Annotated in this window: 19 protein-coding genes and 1 pseudogene; 8 read left to right on the forward strand and 12 right to left on the reverse strand. The window is 55.4% G+C overall.

What is annotated here, in order from left to right:
* A pseudogene (locus ABYT07_RS00005) lies at positions 1–135 on the forward strand (purine-nucleoside phosphorylase); the annotation flags it as partial.
* Between the two features lie 68 nt (positions 136–203).
* Here ABYT07_RS00005 and ABYT07_RS00010 read toward each other — a convergent pair.
* The 11 genes from ABYT07_RS00010 to ABYT07_RS00060 all read right to left on the reverse strand — a co-directional run bounded on the left by ABYT07_RS00010 (position 204) and on the right by ABYT07_RS00060 (position 10,537).
* On the reverse strand, positions 204–1,046 hold the full coding sequence (locus ABYT07_RS00010; RefSeq protein WP_372988528.1) for an urea carboxylase-associated family protein: 843 nt from the start codon (positions 1,044–1,046) through the stop codon (positions 204–206).
* Complete coding sequence (locus ABYT07_RS00015) at positions 1,043–2,695, reverse strand: FAD-binding dehydrogenase (RefSeq protein WP_372988529.1); 1,653 nt, start codon at positions 2,693–2,695, stop codon at positions 1,043–1,045. Before ABYT07_RS00015 ends, ABYT07_RS00010 begins: the two co-directional genes overlap by 4 nt.
* A gap of 60 nt (positions 2,696–2,755) precedes the next feature.
* Positions 2,756–2,974 carry a hypothetical protein gene (locus ABYT07_RS00020; RefSeq protein WP_372988530.1) on the reverse strand — a complete coding sequence of 73 codons (219 nt, stop codon included), beginning with the start codon at positions 2,972–2,974 and terminating at the stop codon, positions 2,756–2,758.
* 47 nt (positions 2,975–3,021) lie between these two features.
* Positions 3,022–3,801 (reverse strand): succinate dehydrogenase iron-sulfur subunit, encoded by a 780-nt coding sequence (locus ABYT07_RS00025; RefSeq protein WP_372988531.1) that lies wholly within the window; start codon positions 3,799–3,801, stop codon positions 3,022–3,024.
* A gap of 53 nt (positions 3,802–3,854) precedes the next feature.
* Positions 3,855–4,673 carry an FkbM family methyltransferase gene (locus tag ABYT07_RS00030; RefSeq protein WP_372988532.1) on the reverse strand — a complete coding sequence of 273 codons (819 nt, stop codon included), beginning with the start codon at positions 4,671–4,673 and terminating at the stop codon, positions 3,855–3,857.
* Positions 4,673–5,008, reverse strand: coding sequence for a hypothetical protein (locus ABYT07_RS00035; protein ID WP_372988533.1), 336 nt, complete (start codon positions 5,006–5,008; stop codon positions 4,673–4,675). Before ABYT07_RS00035 ends, ABYT07_RS00030 begins: the two co-directional genes overlap by 1 nt.
* Positions 5,009–5,232: 224 nt before the next feature.
* Positions 5,233–7,038: a succinate dehydrogenase flavoprotein subunit gene (sdhA, locus tag ABYT07_RS00040; protein WP_372988534.1), complete on the reverse strand. Its 1,806-nt coding sequence runs from the start codon at positions 7,036–7,038 to the stop codon at positions 5,233–5,235.
* A gap of 31 nt (positions 7,039–7,069) precedes the next feature.
* On the reverse strand, positions 7,070–7,441 hold the full coding sequence (gene sdhD / locus ABYT07_RS00045; RefSeq protein ID WP_372988535.1) for a succinate dehydrogenase, hydrophobic membrane anchor protein: 372 nt from the start codon (positions 7,439–7,441) through the stop codon (positions 7,070–7,072).
* A 10-nt stretch (positions 7,442–7,451) separates the two neighbouring features.
* Complete coding sequence (gene sdhC / locus ABYT07_RS00050) at positions 7,452–7,835, reverse strand: succinate dehydrogenase, cytochrome b556 subunit (RefSeq protein ID WP_372988536.1); 384 nt, start codon at positions 7,833–7,835, stop codon at positions 7,452–7,454.
* 655 nt (positions 7,836–8,490) lie between these two features.
* Entirely contained in the window at positions 8,491–9,453 is a 963-nt protein-coding gene (gene mdh / locus ABYT07_RS00055) for a malate dehydrogenase (RefSeq protein WP_372988537.1), read from the reverse strand.
* A 190-nt stretch (positions 9,454–9,643) separates the two neighbouring features.
* Entirely contained in the window at positions 9,644–10,537 is an 894-nt protein-coding gene (locus tag ABYT07_RS00060) for a PRC-barrel domain-containing protein (RefSeq protein WP_372988538.1), read from the reverse strand.
* A 138-nt stretch (positions 10,538–10,675) separates the two neighbouring features.
* Here ABYT07_RS00060 and ABYT07_RS00065 point away from each other — a divergent pair, with 138 nt between their 5' ends.
* On the forward strand, positions 10,676–11,428 hold the full coding sequence (locus tag ABYT07_RS00065) for a sulfite exporter TauE/SafE family protein (protein ID WP_372988539.1): 753 nt from the start codon (positions 10,676–10,678) through the stop codon (positions 11,426–11,428).
* On the opposite strand, the gene ABYT07_RS00070 is transcribed toward ABYT07_RS00065, so the two are convergent.
* Positions 11,425–11,571 carry a hypothetical protein gene (locus tag ABYT07_RS00070; RefSeq protein WP_372988540.1) on the reverse strand — a complete coding sequence of 49 codons (147 nt, stop codon included), beginning with the start codon at positions 11,569–11,571 and terminating at the stop codon, positions 11,425–11,427. The genes ABYT07_RS00065 and ABYT07_RS00070 overlap by 4 nt on opposite strands.
* A 274-nt stretch (positions 11,572–11,845) precedes the next feature.
* On the opposite strand from ABYT07_RS00070, the gene ABYT07_RS00075 reads away from it, so the two are divergent.
* The 6 genes from ABYT07_RS00075 to sucC all read left to right on the forward strand — a co-directional run bounded on the left by ABYT07_RS00075 (position 11,846) and on the right by sucC (position 16,621).
* Positions 11,846–12,703 carry a CoA ester lyase gene (locus ABYT07_RS00075; RefSeq protein ID WP_372988541.1) on the forward strand — a complete coding sequence of 286 codons (858 nt, stop codon included), beginning with the start codon at positions 11,846–11,848 and terminating at the stop codon, positions 12,701–12,703.
* Positions 12,704–12,707: 4 nt separating this feature from the next.
* Positions 12,708–13,265 carry an NnrU family protein gene (locus ABYT07_RS00080; protein WP_372988542.1) on the forward strand — a complete coding sequence of 186 codons (558 nt, stop codon included), beginning with the start codon at positions 12,708–12,710 and terminating at the stop codon, positions 13,263–13,265.
* 15 nt (positions 13,266–13,280) lie between these two features.
* Positions 13,281–13,484 (forward strand): DUF1737 domain-containing protein, encoded by a 204-nt coding sequence (locus tag ABYT07_RS00085; protein WP_372988543.1) that lies wholly within the window; start codon positions 13,281–13,283, stop codon positions 13,482–13,484.
* Complete coding sequence (locus ABYT07_RS00090) at positions 13,484–14,521, forward strand: MaoC family dehydratase (protein WP_372988544.1); 1,038 nt, start codon at positions 13,484–13,486, stop codon at positions 14,519–14,521. The genes ABYT07_RS00085 and ABYT07_RS00090 overlap by 1 nt, the downstream gene beginning before the upstream one ends.
* Positions 14,518–15,231 carry a DUF4344 domain-containing metallopeptidase gene (locus tag ABYT07_RS00095; protein ID WP_372988545.1) on the forward strand — a complete coding sequence of 238 codons (714 nt, stop codon included), beginning with the start codon at positions 14,518–14,520 and terminating at the stop codon, positions 15,229–15,231. The genes ABYT07_RS00090 and ABYT07_RS00095 overlap by 4 nt, the downstream gene beginning before the upstream one ends.
* Positions 15,232–15,427: 196 nt before the next feature.
* Positions 15,428–16,621, forward strand: a complete 1,194-nt coding sequence (gene sucC, locus ABYT07_RS00100) for an ADP-forming succinate--CoA ligase subunit beta (protein WP_372988546.1) — start codon at positions 15,428–15,430, stop codon at positions 16,619–16,621.
* The last annotated feature ends 22 nt before the right edge of the window (positions 16,622–16,643 follow it).

Consider the following 16,643-nt stretch of genomic DNA (forward strand, 5'->3'; position numbering starts at 1 on the left):
AAGCGGCGCGCATTGGCAGTGCTGACCGTCAGCGACCATTTGCAGACTGGTGAAGCGTTGCCTGCAGAAGAGCGCGAAAGATCATTTGGCGACATGGTCGAAATTGCGCTAACGGCCGCCTTTTCAGAGGTCTGATTGCGTCGATAGTTTGGGACGCTCTGCGGGGGATTTAAATCCATTTGGAAAACGGCCCCCGGCAAATATCAGCTGCTGTGGCTTTGGTCATACCGGTTGCGTTCAGGCGATGTGATGCCGTCAAGAATAACCGAATCTGGGGCAAATACTTCAACCAGTAGCGGATAGCATGCAGCCGCGTCTGATGAATGCTCGGACGAGCAATCTCCCCCCGGGCAGGCACTGAGTGCGCCCAGCAGGTCAATTTCCGCAAAGAACTCAAGATAGTCACCGGGACGGACGGGACTCGCTTTCATGAAGTATTGACCGGTGTCACGCGTAAATCCGGTGCACATGAAAACATTAAGAACATCATGTACATGTGGTTCGGCCTGTTGGACCGGAACATTCAAATGCGCCGCCAAGGCCCGGGTCAGGTTGGAGTGGCAGCACTGGTGGTATTGCCCACCCGCCAGCAGGTTATGCGTATAGGGATCGCAACGCGTGCCAATCACGTCATGGACTGATCCGCCGAACGCGTCCTTGCCGTACCACCCCAGCGTATCATGCGTAATCGTCGCCATCGGCCGCAGATGCGGAAAGCTAGACCACATGCGCTGTCCGGTTGTTATGTGCGTCCCGTGCAGGGCGCGGGTTTTGCCTGAATAGAACCGTTCGGTCAGGTCCCTTTCCGCCCAAAGATTTAGATCGCCGACCTGAGAACCCTCTACCGACGTGATGCGGAAGAAATGCCCAGCCGGAACCGAAAAACATCGCGCATCACGTGGCGGGATCAGCACCTCGTCCACCTTGGTCAGCGTGGCGCGGGCGTGCGTCAGGCTTGCCATATCGGGAACCGGAAGCGTTTCCACCGGGTAACAAATCACCGGCTTGATCGCGCGGCGCGCTGCGGCATCTTGGGGTTCTATCATGCGTTTTGTCCTGCAATGCGCCCAGAGAACAGGCAACCGCCCAGAAACGTCCCTTCAAGCGCGTTATATCCATGGTATCCGCCGCCGCCAAAGCCACTGACTTCGCCTGCGGCAAACAGTCCGTTCAAGATGTTTCCGGTCGGGGTCAGCACACGCCCCCGCAGATCCGTATGCAAACCGCCCAGACTTTTGCGCGTGAGGATATTCAACCGCACGGCTATCAGAGGTCCGTTTTCGGGGTCAAGGATCGCGTGGGGTTTCGCCGTCCGGATCAGTTTGTCACCGCGATAGGCCCGCGCGCCCCTTATGGCCGTGACTTGCGCGTCTTTGGCAAAGGGATTGGCAAGCTGTGCGTCCCGTGCGGCAATCTGCCTGCGCAAATGTTCCAAATCCAAAGGCTGCTGAGGCGTCAGTTTGTTCATGCCTGCGACAAGGTCCTCTAGCCGGTCAGAGACAACAAAATCAACGCCTTCTTCTTTGAACGCCTCGACCGCCGGTGTCGCCCCTTTGCCAAGACGTGCTTTTAGAACCTCGCGCCAACCGCCGTCCGTCAAATCAGGGTTCTGTTCAGACCCTGACAGCGCGAATTCCTTTTCGATGATCTTTTGGGTCAGGATGAACCAACTATGATCACCGGCCTGCAGAATACGTTTCAGCGTCGACAATGTGTCATAGCCGGGCATGCAGGGGGCTTCCATCCGGTCGCCCTTGGCATCCAGCCAGATCGAGGAAGGCCCAGGCAGGATGCGAATGCCATGATTGGGCCAGATCGGGTTCCAGTTTTCGACCCCCTCGCAATAGTGCCACATCCGATCTTCATTGATCAGACCCGCCCCTGCGTCGGCGGCAATGGCGTGCATTTTGCCGTCCACATAATCAGGCACACCGGAAATCATACGTTTGGGGGGCTGGCCCAGACGGTCAACCGGCCAATGCTTGCGCACAAGGTCGTGGTTTGCACCAATCCCGCCAGTGGTCAGGATCACCGACTCGGCCTGATGTTGAAAGCTGCCGGTGACCACACGCCCCGTACTTTCCCCGCGCGGCGCTGTGTTTGGTTCAAGGATGTCGCCCGTTACGCCCGTGACGGCACCATTTGTGACCTCAAGCGCCGTGACGCGGTGCCGAAAGGCCAGCCTTAGTTTTCCGGCCATGGCGTGATCCTGCATCAGCTTGGCAAAAGGCGCGACGACGCCAGTACCCGTCCCCCAAGTGATGTGAAACCGCGGCACGGAATTGCCGTGCCCGCCCGCCAGCGCACCCCCGCGTTCGGCCCAACCGACGACGGGGAACCAGCGCATTCCCAAACCGTGCAGCCAAGGACGCATATCACCAGCAGCCCAGTCGACAAAGCGTTCGGCATAGGCCCGAGGATTGGCGTCCTGCGGGCGGTCAAACTGCGCCGACCCCATCCAGTCACTGAGGGCCAATTCAGCGCTGTCACGGATGCCAAGACGGCGTTGTTCAGGGGTGTCGACCATGAACAAGCCGCCCAAAGACCAGTATGCCTGTCCGCCAAGGCTTTGCGGGCCTTCCTGATCAATCAATAAAACACGCCGGCCCCGCAAGACGGCTTCGTGGGTTGCAACCATTCCGGCCAGCCCCCCGCCCACGACGATAACATCAGCCTGAAAATTTTGATCCGTCATGGCGGCCTCCCGTTTTGCAACGCTAGACCACGAAAGGTTGCTCTGTCGAGGTGAACCATTTCACAAGGGGCGCGCCGTTACCTTGGCTTTGCAGTCGCGCGGCGCAGCTTTTGTGGCGGTATAGGCTTCGGCACCACAGGCGGCACAGCGATAGAAATGCAGAGCCCCCTTGTCGCGTGTACTATCCTGACGCCAACGACATCCCCGCATACCTTTGTTGCGCCGCGCAAAATACGCGACGATGACAAAAGCGATAAGAAGGCCAAGAAGGATATGCATGGAATTAGGTTGCCCATCCCGCAAATAGCGGGACGGGCATCAGGGGGTCAAACAGTACGTTCGACCATCATTTTCTTGATGTTTGCAATCGCCGCAGCCGGGTTCAGGCCTTTGGGGCAGGTTTTGGCGCAGTTCATGATAGTGTGGCAGCGGTACAGCTTGAAGGGGTCCTCAAGCTCGTCCAGACGCTCACCTGTGGCCTCGTCACGGCTATCGATCAACCATCGGTAAGCGTGCAGCAACGCTGCTGGCCCAAGATAGCGGTCGCCATTCCACCAGTAGCTGGGGCAGGACGTCGAACAGCAAGCACACATGATGCATTCATAAAGACCGTCCAGTTTGGCGCGGTCTTCAATCGACTGCTTCCATTCTTTCGCAGGCGCAGCTGTTTCTGTCTCGAGCCAAGGCTGGATCGACGCGTGCTGCGCATAGAAATGCGTGAGGTCGGGGATCAAATCCTTGACCACAGGCATGTGCGGCAGCGGATAGATTTTCACCGCGCCTTTCACTTCTTCTACGCCATAGGTACAGGCCAGCGTATTGATACCGTCGATGTTCATCGCGCAAGATCCGCAAATCCCCTCGCGACAGGACCGGCGAAAGGTCAACGTCGGGTCAATCTCGTTTTTGATCTTGATCAGCGCGTCCAAAATCATCGGGCCGCAGGTATCCATCTCAACGAAATAGGTGTCGATGGCAGGATTCTTGCCGTCGTCGGGATTCCAGCGATAGACTTGGAATTGCTTGAGGTTTTTGGCACCCTCTGGCTTGGGCCACGTTTTTCCGGTCGTCATACGCGAATTCTTGGGGAGCGTGAGTTGAACCATATCGCTTCTCCTGGTCTGGTGGGCCATAGCCCTTTTCGTTTCAATTCAGGCGCTTACTTCTTTTTGATGTAAAGCGCATTGCCTTCGGCCTGCAGGGTTTCTTCAAACCCTGCGGCTAGTATTTTTGCACAAAGATCGGTCTGCCATTGGTCGGAATGGCGTACTTCAATCAGGATTGCATCGGGCAGCCACCCGCCCTTTTCGGCCTGATCCAACATTGGGTTGAGCACTGTTTCTTCGGCTCCCTCAACGTCGATCTTGATCACAGTAAGATCGTGGTGCTTCGCTGCCTTCGTGAAAGCAGAAAGCGGGCGTGTCGGGACCCATAGCCCGCCGGTACGTTGACGCGGCTGAACCCGCTTGAGCGACGCCTGACCAAAGTTATGGCCCCGAAAATTCAAGACAGCCTCACCATCGCGATCAGACAGGGCACAGCCTTCAATACGAACTTTGCTGTGCAGATCGTTAAGTTGGATGTTGAACCCCAACCGTCCGATCATCACCGGGTTTGGTTCAAACGCAACAATTCTGGATCCGTCGCCACTGGCCAATCCAAGCGGAATGGTGAAGGCCCCGCAATTCGCCCCTATGTCCAACACCAAAACATTGCGGTCTTCGACCAACTGAACCAAAGCCAAAAGCGATTTCAGTTCGGGCGGGTAACCATCCAGCCAGATGCAAGTTTCCGTATAATTGTCTCGCGGGTCGACCACCATCCGGATATCGGCGAATTCAACCTCGACCGGGCACAGCGTCGCGTTGATCTCAGCGCGTTCCTTCGCAGTTCCATTGCGATAGCTACTGCGCAACGCCTCCATATCGGCGGCTTTGATCTGGTCCATCATCTTTGAGGTTCCATGCACAGCGCTCATCACCCCAGCGTCCCTGCCATGCCTGCGGTCGATTGTGACAGGCATCGCACTGTTTCTGGACGTGACAAAACGGTGCGTACAGTCGCCACGGTCGTATCATCAACACCAATCACGGCCGATTTCGCGAATATCCGAATCTCGGCAGCATCTGAATTATCGATAATGCAGTCAGTAAAGGGTGTAATCAGCTGTTTTGGAACCTGAGGGAACCGGGTTGCAATCGTTTGTGAAACGACCCCCTTGGCCCCTTCACGCGCCATAGTATCGACGCGCTGCGATGCTTGGTCACAAGCCGTCAAGGCAAGCAGCATCAAGATGGCACTAACTAGCTTCATACGCCTCTCCCTCTAAACCCATTGCGAGAAAGCCGATCATCGTTCGAATGCTCGATCTGCAAATGGGAATAAAACCCACGATGCAACGCGTTGCAGGGTTTCATCATTACGATCATGACAGGCCCAACGCCGGAGTTGTCGTTCCCAAGAAAACCACCACACGGCACCCCAGAAGAGTACCGCGTGCTGAAAAAGCAATCCCTTGGGAAAAACTGATCATACGATCAATACACCCGTGCTTTTGGCGCGATTTTTTTCAGGTCAATGCCGCCATCATTGTGGCTGGTCAGTGGTTGCAGGTGCACACCACGGTAACCCAAAGTCGCCTCATTGCCTTTGAACCAAACGAGGCTGTGCTTGCGCCAGTTCTCGTCATCACGATCAGGATAATCCTCATGGGCGTGTGCCCCCCGGCTTTCCTTGCGGGCAGCAGCTGCCGAGATTGTCGCGACAGCGTTAGGCATCAAGTTGGTCAGCTCGAGAGTCTCCATCAGGTCGGAATTCCAGACCAAGGATTTATCTGTCACCTTGAGGTCAGATATCTTGCCTGCGACCTCGTCCATCTTCACTTTGCCTTCATTCAGCGTCTTGTCTGTCCGGAAAACGGCAGCGTCAGCTTGCATGGTTTTCTGCATCTCAAGGCGCAGCTCAGCTGTTGCGACATGGCCCTTGGCATAGCGCAACCCGTCAAACCGGCTGAATGCCGCCTCAATGGAGCGCGTATTGGGGGTCGGAACAGGTGTCGACGGATCAACGATGTCCTTGGCACGAATTGCGGCCGCACGTCCAAATACCACAAGGTCAATCAGCGAATTTGAACCCAGACGGTTCGCACCGTGCACAGATGCACAGCCCGCTTCGCCAACGGCCATCAAGCCGGGCGATACGTTGTCAGGGTTATCAGCCGTGGGTGCCAGAACCTCGCCCCAATAGTTCGTTGGAATGCCACCCATGTTGTAGTGAACGGTGGGCAGAACCGGGATCGGCTCTTTGGTCAGATCAACACCCGCAAAAATCCGTGCGGATTCTGAGATACCGGGCAGACGCAAGTCCAGCGTTTCTTTTGGCAGGTGGTTCAGGTGCAGGTGAATGTGGTCTTTACTGTCGCCCACACCACGACCTTCGCGGATTTCCATCGTCATGCAGCGCGAAACAACATCGCGGCTGGCAAGGTCTTTGTAGGTCGGGGCGTACCGCTCCATAAAGCGTTCGCCTTCGGAGTTGGTCAAATAACCGCCTTCGCCCCGCGCGCCTTCCGTGATAAGGCAACCTGCGCCATAGATGCCGGTCGGGTGGAATTGAACGAACTCCATGTCCTGCAAAGGCAGACCAGCGCGCGCCGTCATGCCGCCGCCGTCGCCGGTGCAGGTATGGGCGGATGTCGCGCTGAAATAGGCGCGTCCATAGCCGCCCGTTGCCAGAACAACCATTTTGGCGCTGAACAGGTGCATGGTCCCGTCATCCAGCTTCCAGCACAAAACGCCCTGACACACGCCGTCATCAGACATGATCAGATCAATTGCGAAATATTCGATGTAGAATTCCGCGTTATGCTTCAGCGATTGGCCGTAAAGTGTGTGCAAAATTGCGTGGCCGGTCCGGTCAGCCGCGGCGCAAGTACGCTGCACAGGGGGGCCTTCGCCAAATTCTGTGGTGTGGCCGCCAAACGGGCGCTGGTAGATTTTACCAGCTTCGGTGCGCGAGAACGGCACGCCGTAATGCTCAAGCTCGTAAACCGCTTTAGGCGCTTCGCGGGCCAGATATTCCATGGCATCCGTATCGCCCAACCAGTCAGACCCCTTGACGGTGTCATACATATGCCACTGCCAGTTGTCGGGTCCCATGTTGGACAGCGACGCCGCGATGCCGCCCTGTGCTGCAACCGTGTGCGAGCGGGTCGGGAATACTTTGGTAACGCAAGCCGTCTTTAGCCCCTGCTCGGCCATGCCGAGGGTCGCGCGCAAACCGGCACCGCCAGCCCCCACGACAACCACGTCATATTCATGCGTTTCATAGTCATATGCAGCCATGTCTCGGTCTCCCGTATAGCGAATTCTTGTTTTAAAGCGCGAGGCGGATGATGGCGAATACGCCAGCCGCCGCTGCACCATAGCTGAGGCAGGTCATCAGGATGATGGCGATTTTCTGCGCCAACCCGTGAACATAGTCCTCAATCAGCACCTGCACACCGTCGTTGAAGTGTTTAAATCCAACGGCGATCGTCAGAGCAGCGATTAATGCAGGAAAAGGTTTGGCATAATAGGCCAAAGTCTCTTCATAGGTGCCACCAAGTGCCGCACCAAAAGTAAATACAAATAAAGGGATCAGGATCAGCAGCGCGACCGAGCTGACCTTCATCGACCAGAAGTGGGCGGTCCCGGATTTCGCCGATCCCATACCAACTGCGCGTTTGCGGTCTGTCAAATAAGCCATGTATATCTCCTTAGATGATCAGCGCGGTGATGATTGTCAAAAGGACAGAGCCGCCCAAAGCCGCCCACCCCAGTTTTTCCGCCGTCGGAATGTCTAGCGCATAGCCGTTATCCCAGATCAGGTGCCGTATACCAGCCAGCGTGTGATACCACATACCAAGAAGTGAAAAGAACATGATCAGGTCGCCAAACCAGCTGGTGATGAAGCCGTTTGCAGCTTCAAACGCCTCAGGGGATGTGGACGCCGCTAGAAACCACCAGACAATCAACAGCGCCGCGATCAGCATTGCGTTGCCGGTAATTCGCGTCAGGATCGACGTGATTGATGTCAATTGAGGGCGATAGATCGTTAGATGGGGTGACAGCGGGCGATTGCCCCGGTTCACATCAGCCATGATGGATTCCTTTTCTCGTCTAATTGCGCCTATAGATAGCGGTATTTTCTGCGCTGTCACGCGCAGACCTCTATTTTACGCTTCAATTATAGGTTTTTGCGACAAAATCTGCATAATATTTGAAATGGCCTCGCTTTTGTGATCACGGATTTTTCAGCTGTGATAACAAAAGCGAGGCCATTGAGTCTTGTTGACCTTTTACGGCATCAAACCCTACTGATGCTTTAACAAGTGCGCCAGCGGGCTTTCTACCAGACAGTAATTAGATAGCGCCACCTTATCGGAGGCGATGTTCCCAGTCGCATCAAACCGGGGTTGACGCGCAATGGCGCAAAATAGTCATGGGAAATCGTCTTGCCCGTTTGCCTGAACCTACTGCCCGCACGGCACCAATATTGCTTTGGGAACAGTTGGGAATTTAGCTTAAGCTAAAGACATCCAGTACGCGCTGCGATGTCCAAGACCCTTGCCATGAAAGGTCTATAGCGACCGCTGCACCGCAAGCGCGCTACACAATATCCAACTTGGATCTATGAATTTCCGGCAATTGTCTCTGCCCGAAGTTTTGCGTGTTTCGCGAATTCATCAGGTCGGTTGCAGCAGGCGATAAGGGCATGGCGAAATTCGCTCCACCTCACGCCTGCTGCGTCTTCATTTAGCTCAAGGAGCCATCAATGCCTTTGCAAGCGTCGACCAAGCCTTTGACCGCGTTGACAGAATTGTCGAACATTGTCTGCTCGTCCTTGTCCATCGCAATCTCGACAACCCGCTCTACACCACCGGCACCGATCACTGTCGGGACACCGACATAGAAACCATCAAGGCCATAGGCACCATCAACATAGGCTGCACAAGGCAGCACGCGCTTTTGGTCTTTCAGGTAGGCTTCGGCCATTTCAATTGCCGAGGTCGCAGGCGCATAGAACGCCGACCCTGTCTTGAGCAAACCAACGATTTCAGCGCCGCCATCACGGGTCCGCTGAACGATTGCGTCCAGTTTTTCCTGCGAGGTCCAGCCCATTTTCACCAGATCAGGCAAAGGAATACCAGCAACGGTCGAATAGCGCGTCAGTGGCACCATCGTGTCACCATGCCCACCCAGAACAAATGCGGTAACGTCCTTCATCGAGACGTTGAATTCAGCCGCAAGGAAGTGCCGGAAGCGTGCCGAATCAAGCACACCGGCCATGCCGCACACCATGTGATGTGGCAGGCCCGAAAATTCGCGCAGCGCCCAAACCATCGCATCAAGCGGGTTCGTGATGCAGATGACAAAAGCATTGGGCGCATGGGCCGCGATGCCTTCACCAACGGATTTCATGACTTTAAGGTTGATGCCCAGCAGGTCATCACGGCTCATCCCGGGCTTGCGGGCAACACCGGCAGTCACGATGCACACATCAGCACCGGCAATATCGGCATAATCGTTCGCGCCGCTCATGGTGGCGTCGAATTTGGCCGACGGGCCTGATTCTGCGATATCCAGCGCTTTGCCTTGCGGCACGCCTTCGGCGATATCGAACAAGACGACGTCGCCAAGTTCCTTAATTGCTGCAAGATGGGCAAGCGTGCCCCCGATCTGCCCGGCGCCGATAAGCGCGATTTTGGGTCTGGCCATGTGGTATTCTCCGACAAGGTTGCGTTGAGGCAGGGGATAACGAAAAGCTTCACACCGTGCAAGTTGCGCATGAACCTTGCCGCATCGAAGGTGAACAAACGCATAAAAATGGGCCATTCCCAACTGGAAATGGCCCATTTTTTCGTCTGAACCGACCCTTACTGGCCAGTATTATTTGGCAATTAGCACATTAGCCTTGGTATTCGGGCAGTGCTTCCAGCGCTTCTTTGTTGCTGTCGATATAGATCCGGAAGTCATCGCCATCGGATTGCTTCAGAACCTGCAGTTCGTCCCAGGTCACGGCAACGGGCTTTTCGCCCATTCCAAGAAAGCCGCCAACATTGATAACAACTGCGGTCACTTTGCCGTTGTCATCCAGAACCAATGCACCGATTTCACCAACGGTGTCATCATCTGTACCATAGACATAGGTACCTTCCAGATCTTCTGCCGTCAGCGCTTCCATCTCTTCCATGTTGGCATCCGCATAGCCGTCATATGTGGCGGCCGGACGGGCCAGCATCGCGCGATCTTGATCTGCGTCGACTTTCTCGACTTCAAGTTCGGCTTTGTCAGCGGCCTGGTCTACCTCTTTGGCGGCCTTATCGGCGGCTTGGTCTACCTCTTCGGCGGCTGCGGCGACGTCATCGTCCATGGCGCGGTCGAATTCTGGCGCTTTTTCCAGCATTTCTTTGGAAGTTGTGACAACGAGGAAGCGGTCATTTGTATCGCCTTCTTCCTTTACAACTTTGATGGCATCCATGCTGACAGTTACGTCACGCTCGCCTAAGCCCAAGAAACCGCCAACACCCAAGATAACAGCTTTTACGTCGCCATTTTCGTCCAGCAGGATGTCATTGATCTCGCCGATGTCGTCCCATTCGGTTTCTGCGCCGGCTTTAATGGCCACATTGCCATCTACTTCTGTCTCGGAGTTATAGATGCGCATGCCGATCAGGTCGGAAGCGAAAAAATCTGTTGCTTCAGCAGTTGTTGTACCGAAACCTGCGGAGGCGTGAGCATCCGCAAATGCTGGGCCTGTGAGGGAAAGAATGATTGCTGTTGTTCCAAGAATACGTTTCATTACTGGTTACTCCTTATTTGGGTCCGGGTGAATGTCGCCCGGTTGTAGTATTAACCACGATCTCGTGATTTCGTTCCAAACAGTATTGCTTTTTTCTTCCCGTTTCGTCTGACAGCGGCAAACCCGAGACATTAAATTATGACGCTGGATTTCTGGTTCTTCTGCATCGCTGGCCCCGCCGTCCTTTTCGCAGGCGTGTCAAAAGGCGGGTTCGGATCAGGGGCGGCATTTGCCAGCGCATCAATATTGGCACTGGTTATTGAGCCGGGCATGGCCCTCGGCATCATGCTTCCGCTTTTGATGTTGATCGATGTCTCGACGCTGAAACCTTATTGGGGGAAATGGGGCGCGACCGAGGTAAAATTGCTCGTCGCAGGTGGTATTCCCGGCGTCATCATGGGCGCGCTTTTGTATAAAGTCGCATCACCAGATTTCTTTCGCCTCTTGATCGGCGGTATTTCAGTTGGCTTTGTGTTTTGGCAAATGGGTCGTCACGCAGGCATGATCGGCACTGCAAAACAAGGGTTACCCAAATCGGTCGGCTTGTTTTGGGGTGTCGTCACGGGTTTTACCAGTTTTGTTAGCCACGCTGGTGGCCCCCCTGCTGCTGTTTACCTTCTGTCCCGTAACCTAAGCAAAACGCAATATCAGGCGACGACAGTCCTTGTGTTCTGGACATTGAACGCCGTCAAATTCGTACCTTACGCCTTTCTGGGGATTTTCACGATCGAAACGATGACCGCTGATTTGCTCTTGGCCCCTTTTGCAGTTGCCGGTGCATGGATTGGCGTCAAAGCGCACAGGTTTATCTCCCAAAGGCTGTTCTTTGGCGTAACTTATACGTTGCTGCTTCTGACGGGTACGAAGCTGATCTGGGACGGGCTGACCTAACTTACCCGCATCGTCCCCTCGATCAGGTTTTCTACCGGTGTGGTCGCCCCTTGAACCAAAGCGATGTCTTGCGTCGCCGCGATCACGATGGCAGCAGCAGCAGTCAACGCGGCCAGCTGAAACAGCTTGTGAAAATTCGTCATTAGTTACTCCTTTTCTGATCGGGCCTTGGCGATCCCCCCGCCCGTCATAGCGTGACTGTGTAACACCCGCGCGGCATCACACTATCCTCGCCAGACCCACACCAAAGCCGGTTGGACAGTTTAGACTTTGGCCACCGAAGCTGAATTTTGGGTTAATTCGGTCGTGCCACCCCCACGGGCGGCAATATTGCTGCACTGCGGCGCGTTTGGGCTTGAAGTTTTCGTCTAAAAATGCAGACCTTCGCGCAACATTATTTCCTCGGAGGCTCAGACCATGTCGAAAATCACCCGCCCTTTACGCTCTGTCCTGTATATCCCCGGCTCAAAAGACCGTGCCTTGGAAAAGGCGCGCGGACTTGCTGCTGATGCGATCATCTTTGACCTTGAGGATGCCGTTATCCCCGAAGAGAAAATCGCGGCGCGTGAAACGCTGGCGCAAGCATTGACAGACGGCGGTTATGGCAGCCGTTTTAAGGTGATCCGCATTAACGGGCTGGACACGGAATGGGGCGCGGACGATGCCGCGGCAGCCGCCAAAATGGATTGTGATGCAATTCTTTTGCCCAAGGTCGGCAGCCCTGCCGATCTGGACGCGCTTGCCGCAATCACCGGTGACATCCCGCTTTGGGCGATGATGGAAACCCCCGGTGCTATGCTGAACGCCGCCGCCATTGGTGCGCATTCCAAGCTGCAATGCATGGTCATGGGCACCAACGATCTGAACAAAGACCTGCAAACCCGTGTCCGCCCAGACCGCTTGCCACTGCTGACCGGTCTTGGCCTGTGCGTTCTGGCCGCCAAGGCGAACGGCATCGCGATCATCGACGGCGTGTACAACGCATTCAAAGACGACGAAGGCCACCGCGTCGAATGTGACCAAGGCCGTGACATGGGTTTTGATGGCAAAACGCTAATCCACCCCGCCCAACTGGACGTGGCAAACGAAGCATTCTCCCCGTCAGAGGCCGAAGCAGACCTTGCCCGCCGCCAGATCGCAGCGTTTGACGAAATGCAGGCAACAGGTCAGGGTGTGGCAGTCGTGGATGGCCGCATCGTAGAGAACCTGCATGTTGCCACCGCGCGCGAAACATTGGCAAAACTGGACGCAATCGCGGCCCTACAAACGGAGTAGCCCCATGATGGCACTTTTGATCCTCGGCATGATCCTTTGGGTCGGTGCACATTATTTCAAACGGCTGATGCCGGACCAACGCGCCGCCCTTGGCAATAAAGGCAAGGGCGTGATTGCCGTGGCAATCGTGGCTTCGTTGGTGCTGATCATCATCGGCTATCGTGGCGCGGCCTTCATCAACGTCTGGTATCCGCCCAGCTTTATGACCCACATCAACAATCTGCTGATGGTTCTGGCCTTCTGGGTTTATGGTTCAAGCGCCGCCAAAGGGGCCAAAGCATGGCCCGCCTATAAAACCCGTCATCCGCAACTGATGGCCGTCAAAATCTGGGCGGTCGCGCATTTGTTGGTGAACGGTGATCTTGCGTCGATCATCCTGTTCGGTGGCATGCTGGCTTGGGCCGTCGGGTCAGTCATTCTGATCAACAAGGCCGAACCAAATTGGACACCGCCCCCCGCCGCAGGCATGAAAACCTATATCCGCTTGGCCGTAATCACGCTTGTGATGTTGGTCGTGGTGATCGGCATCCACACAATGCTTGGCGTCTCGCCCTTCTCATAAACTGAAAGTATTCCGATGAAACTTTACCGTTTCCTGTCCGAAGAGGACACGTCCGCCTTTTGTCACAAGGTCACCGATGCGCTGAACAAGGGCTGGGAGCTATACGGCACCCCCACCCAAACGTTTGATGCCGCCGCAGGTATCATGCGCTGCGGTCAGGCTGTCACGAAAGAAGTCGAAGGCACCTATACACCTGACACCAAGCTGGGGGCGCACTGATGGTTGCAACGAAAACAAACGCCGGTCGCTTCTTTGAAGATTACAAAGTCGGCCAGACCCTGCACCACGCGGTCCCCCGCACCGTAAAGGGTGGCGAACGTGCGCTATACCATGCGCTTTATCCAGCGCGTCACGCGCTTTATTCGTCTGACCAGTTCGCGCAAAGCTGCGGCCTGCCGTTCAGCCCGATGGACGATATGATCACCTTTCACATCGTCTTTGGCAAAACCGTCCCTGACGTTTCGCTAAACGCTGTGGCCAATCTAGGCTATGCCCAAGGCCGTTGGCTGGCACCGGTCTGGCCCGGCGATACGCTGCGGTCAGTTTCCGAAGTGATCGGCCTCAAGCAGAACTCGAACGGGAAAACCGGCGTCGTCTATGTGCGCACGTCCGGTTTTAACCAGGACGATACCAAGGTGCTGGAATATGTCCGCTGGGTCATGGTGCGCAAACGCGACGTCGATGCCCCCGCCCCCGCTGAAGTGGTCCCAAACCTGCCAAAAGCGCTCAGCGTCGGGCAACTGCACATCCCTGACGATCTGGACTTCAGCAACTACGATTTCACCTTGGCGGGCGAACCACATCGCTGGGGCGATTACGAGATTGGCGAAAAGATCGACCACGTTGACGGCGTCACCGTGGAAGAAGCTGAGCACATGATGGCCACCCGCCTGTGGCAGAACACTGCCAAGGTGCATTTCGACACCTCTGCCCGCCCCGACGGGTCGCGGCTGATTTATGGGGGGCACGTGATCTCGATGGCGCGGGCCTTGTCGTTTAACGGGTTGGCAAATGCGCAGATGGTTGTCGGCCTGAACGGTGGTGCACATGCGAACCCTTGCCTGTCTGGCGACACGATCCGCGCCTGGTCCGAAGTTCTGGACAAAGCCGATACATCCGCGCCCGGCGTAGGTGCGATCCGGTTGCGTCTGGTGGCAACCAAGGGCGGCGATCCGTTCAAGCTGAAGGGCGATGATGGCAAATACCTGCCCGACGTCCTGCTTGATCTGGATTATTGGGCGCTCATGCCCAAATGAGGCAATTACTTTTTGCATTGGCGATACTCTTGCCGTCCGGAGCCTGTGCCGAAGAGGCCGAGGATAATTTTGTCTCTGCAAACCTTATTTCGATCTTTTACCACGAGATGGGACATGCGCTGATCGATATCATGCGCTTGCCCGTTTTCGGGCAGGAAGAAGACGCTGCCGACATGGCGTCGATCCTGTTTCTGGACAATACGTTTTCGGAACAAGACGCATTATCCATCGCCTATGACACCGCCTTGGGGTTGCACGCCGAATCCCGAAACGAGCCTGACCCGAACGACACCGCATGGGGTGTTCATGGGGCCAGCTTGCAACGTTTCTATAATCTTGTGTGTCTGTTTTACGGGGCCGATGTCGACACGCGCGATGATTTTGCCATCGACATGGGCCTGCCAGCCGAACGCGCGCGCACGTGCGCGCATGAATATCAACTGGCCGATGAAAGTTGGGGCCCGGTGTTTGACGAATTATTTGATGCCGGCCCCGGTGCCAGCATGATCTATACTGGCAGTGATGACGGTTTTGCCCAAGATATCATCTTTACCGAAGTCGCCACACTGAATGAACTGCTGACCCTGCCTGAGGATTTGGAAGTCACGGTCGAGCCCTGCGGCCAGCCAAACGCTTTTTACGATCCCTCATTGGTCAAGATCATTATCTGCGCCGAATTTGAGCCGTATTTGCGTAAACTTGCCCGTTAAAACCAGGCGACAACGCGCCCAATTGGCTGATTCCCTGACCACATTTCAAATTTTGTGATCACACGATAAATACGTGTGATCACAAATGTCGCTTTTGTTCGGAAAATCCTGTATTTCTAGAAAAAACTGTTTACCCAGTATCAAGACTCAATCGTATACCGCGATTTGACTGGAACAAAAAACGGGACCGTTTTTCATGAACATCCACGAATATCAGGCGAAAGCCCTCTTGCGCAGCTACGGCGCGCCAGTATCCGACGGTCGCGTCGTACTGAAAGCAGAAGACGCGAAAACTGCCGCTGGCGAAATGGACGGCCCTCTTTGGGTGGTCAAAGCCCAGATCCACGCAGGTGGCCGCGGCAAGGGTTCTTTTAAAGAAGCCGACGCTGGCGAAAAAGGCGGCGTGCGCCTGACGAAATCCGTCGAGGAAGCCGCCGAAGAAGCCAAGAAGATGCTGGGCCGTACTTTGGTCACGCACCAGACTGGCCCTGCGGGCAAGCAAGTGAACCGCATCTACATCGAAGACGGTTCCGGCATTGAAACCGAACTTTATCTTGCGCTGCTGGTTGATCGCCAGACGGCACGCGTAGGTTTCGTCTGCTCGACCGAGGGCGGCATGGACATCGAAGAAGTCGCTGCGTCGACCCCCGAAAAAATCATCAGCTTTTCCGTTGATCCCGCGACCGGGTTCCAGCCTTTTCATGGCCGCCGCGTTGCCTTTTCGCTGGGCCTTGAAGGCAAGCAGGTCAAGCAATGCGTGACCCTGATGGGCCAACTGTACAAAGCTTTCACCGACAAAGACATGGAGATGCTGGAAATCAACCCGCTGATCGTTACAGACGGTGGTGATCTCAAGGTGCTTGATGCCAAGGTCAGCTTTGACGGTAACGCAATGTACCGCCACGCTGACATCGCCGAGCTGCGCGATACCACCGAAGAAGACAGCAAAGAGCTTGAAGCGTCCAAATACGACCTGAACTACATCGCTTTGGACGGCGAAATCGGCTGCATGGTCAACGGTGCTGGTCTGGCGATGGCGACAATGGACATCATCAAGCTGTACGGTGCCGAACCTGCCAACTTCCTTGACGTTGGTGGCGGTGCAACCAAAGAAAAAGTAACCGAAGCGTTCAAGATCATCACCTCTGACCCGCAGGTCAAAGGCATCTTGGTCAACATCTTTGGCGGCATCATGCGCTGCGACGTAATCGCCGAAGGTGTGATCGCCGCAGTCAAAGAGGTCGGCCTGAAAGTGCCGCTGGTTGTGCGTCTCGAAGGTACAAACGTCGAGCAGGGCAAAGAGATCATCAAGAACTCCGGCCTTGATGTGATTGCAGCCGATGACCTGAAAGACGGTGCACAAAAGATCGTGAAAGCGGTTAAAGGCTAGGGCATTAGGGTAAAGGACAGAC

Origin of the sequence: Sulfitobacter sp., assembly GCF_041552635.1 — a bacterium.
Classification (GTDB): Bacteria; Pseudomonadota; Alphaproteobacteria; order Rhodobacterales; family Rhodobacteraceae; genus Sulfitobacter.

Excerpts from the sequence above, each read along its gene's own strand:
- ABYT07_RS00090 (WP_372988544.1), top strand. The coding sequence starts at position 13,484 with ATGGTTGCAACGAAAACAAACGCCGGTCGCTTCTTTGAAGATTACAAA.
- ABYT07_RS00060 (WP_372988538.1), bottom strand. The coding sequence starts at position 10,537 with ATGAAACGTATTCTTGGAACAACAGCAATCATTCTTTCCCTCACAGGC.
- ABYT07_RS00095 (WP_372988545.1), top strand. The coding sequence starts at position 14,518 with ATGAGGCAATTACTTTTTGCATTGGCGATACTCTTGCCGTCCGGAGCC.
- ABYT07_RS00020 (WP_372988530.1), bottom strand. The coding sequence starts at position 2,974 with ATGCATATCCTTCTTGGCCTTCTTATCGCTTTTGTCATCGTCGCGTAT.
- sdhC (WP_372988536.1), bottom strand. The coding sequence starts at position 7,835 with ATGGCTGATGTGAACCGGGGCAATCGCCCGCTGTCACCCCATCTAACG.
- ABYT07_RS00085 (WP_372988543.1), top strand. The coding sequence starts at position 13,281 with ATGAAACTTTACCGTTTCCTGTCCGAAGAGGACACGTCCGCCTTTTGT.
- ABYT07_RS00035 (WP_372988533.1), bottom strand. The coding sequence starts at position 5,008 with ATGAAGCTAGTTAGTGCCATCTTGATGCTGCTTGCCTTGACGGCTTGT.
- ABYT07_RS00080 (WP_372988542.1), top strand. The coding sequence starts at position 12,708 with ATGATGGCACTTTTGATCCTCGGCATGATCCTTTGGGTCGGTGCACAT.
- ABYT07_RS00015 (WP_372988529.1), bottom strand. The coding sequence starts at position 2,695 with ATGACGGATCAAAATTTTCAGGCTGATGTTATCGTCGTGGGCGGGGGG.
- ABYT07_RS00010 (WP_372988528.1), bottom strand. The coding sequence starts at position 1,046 with ATGATAGAACCCCAAGATGCCGCAGCGCGCCGCGCGATCAAGCCGGTG.
- ABYT07_RS00070 (WP_372988540.1), bottom strand. The coding sequence starts at position 11,571 with ATGACGAATTTTCACAAGCTGTTTCAGCTGGCCGCGTTGACTGCTGCT.
- ABYT07_RS00075 (WP_372988541.1), top strand. The coding sequence starts at position 11,846 with ATGTCGAAAATCACCCGCCCTTTACGCTCTGTCCTGTATATCCCCGGC.
- sdhD (WP_372988535.1), bottom strand. The coding sequence starts at position 7,441 with ATGGCTTATTTGACAGACCGCAAACGCGCAGTTGGTATGGGATCGGCG.
- ABYT07_RS00030 (WP_372988532.1), bottom strand. The coding sequence starts at position 4,673 with ATGAGCGCTGTGCATGGAACCTCAAAGATGATGGACCAGATCAAAGCC.
- mdh (WP_372988537.1), bottom strand. The coding sequence starts at position 9,453 with ATGGCCAGACCCAAAATCGCGCTTATCGGCGCCGGGCAGATCGGGGGC.
- sucC (WP_372988546.1), top strand. The coding sequence starts at position 15,428 with ATGAACATCCACGAATATCAGGCGAAAGCCCTCTTGCGCAGCTACGGC.
- ABYT07_RS00025 (WP_372988531.1), bottom strand. The coding sequence starts at position 3,801 with ATGGTTCAACTCACGCTCCCCAAGAATTCGCGTATGACGACCGGAAAA.
- ABYT07_RS00065 (WP_372988539.1), top strand. The coding sequence starts at position 10,676 with ATGACGCTGGATTTCTGGTTCTTCTGCATCGCTGGCCCCGCCGTCCTT.
- sdhA (WP_372988534.1), bottom strand. The coding sequence starts at position 7,038 with ATGGCTGCATATGACTATGAAACGCATGAATATGACGTGGTTGTCGTG.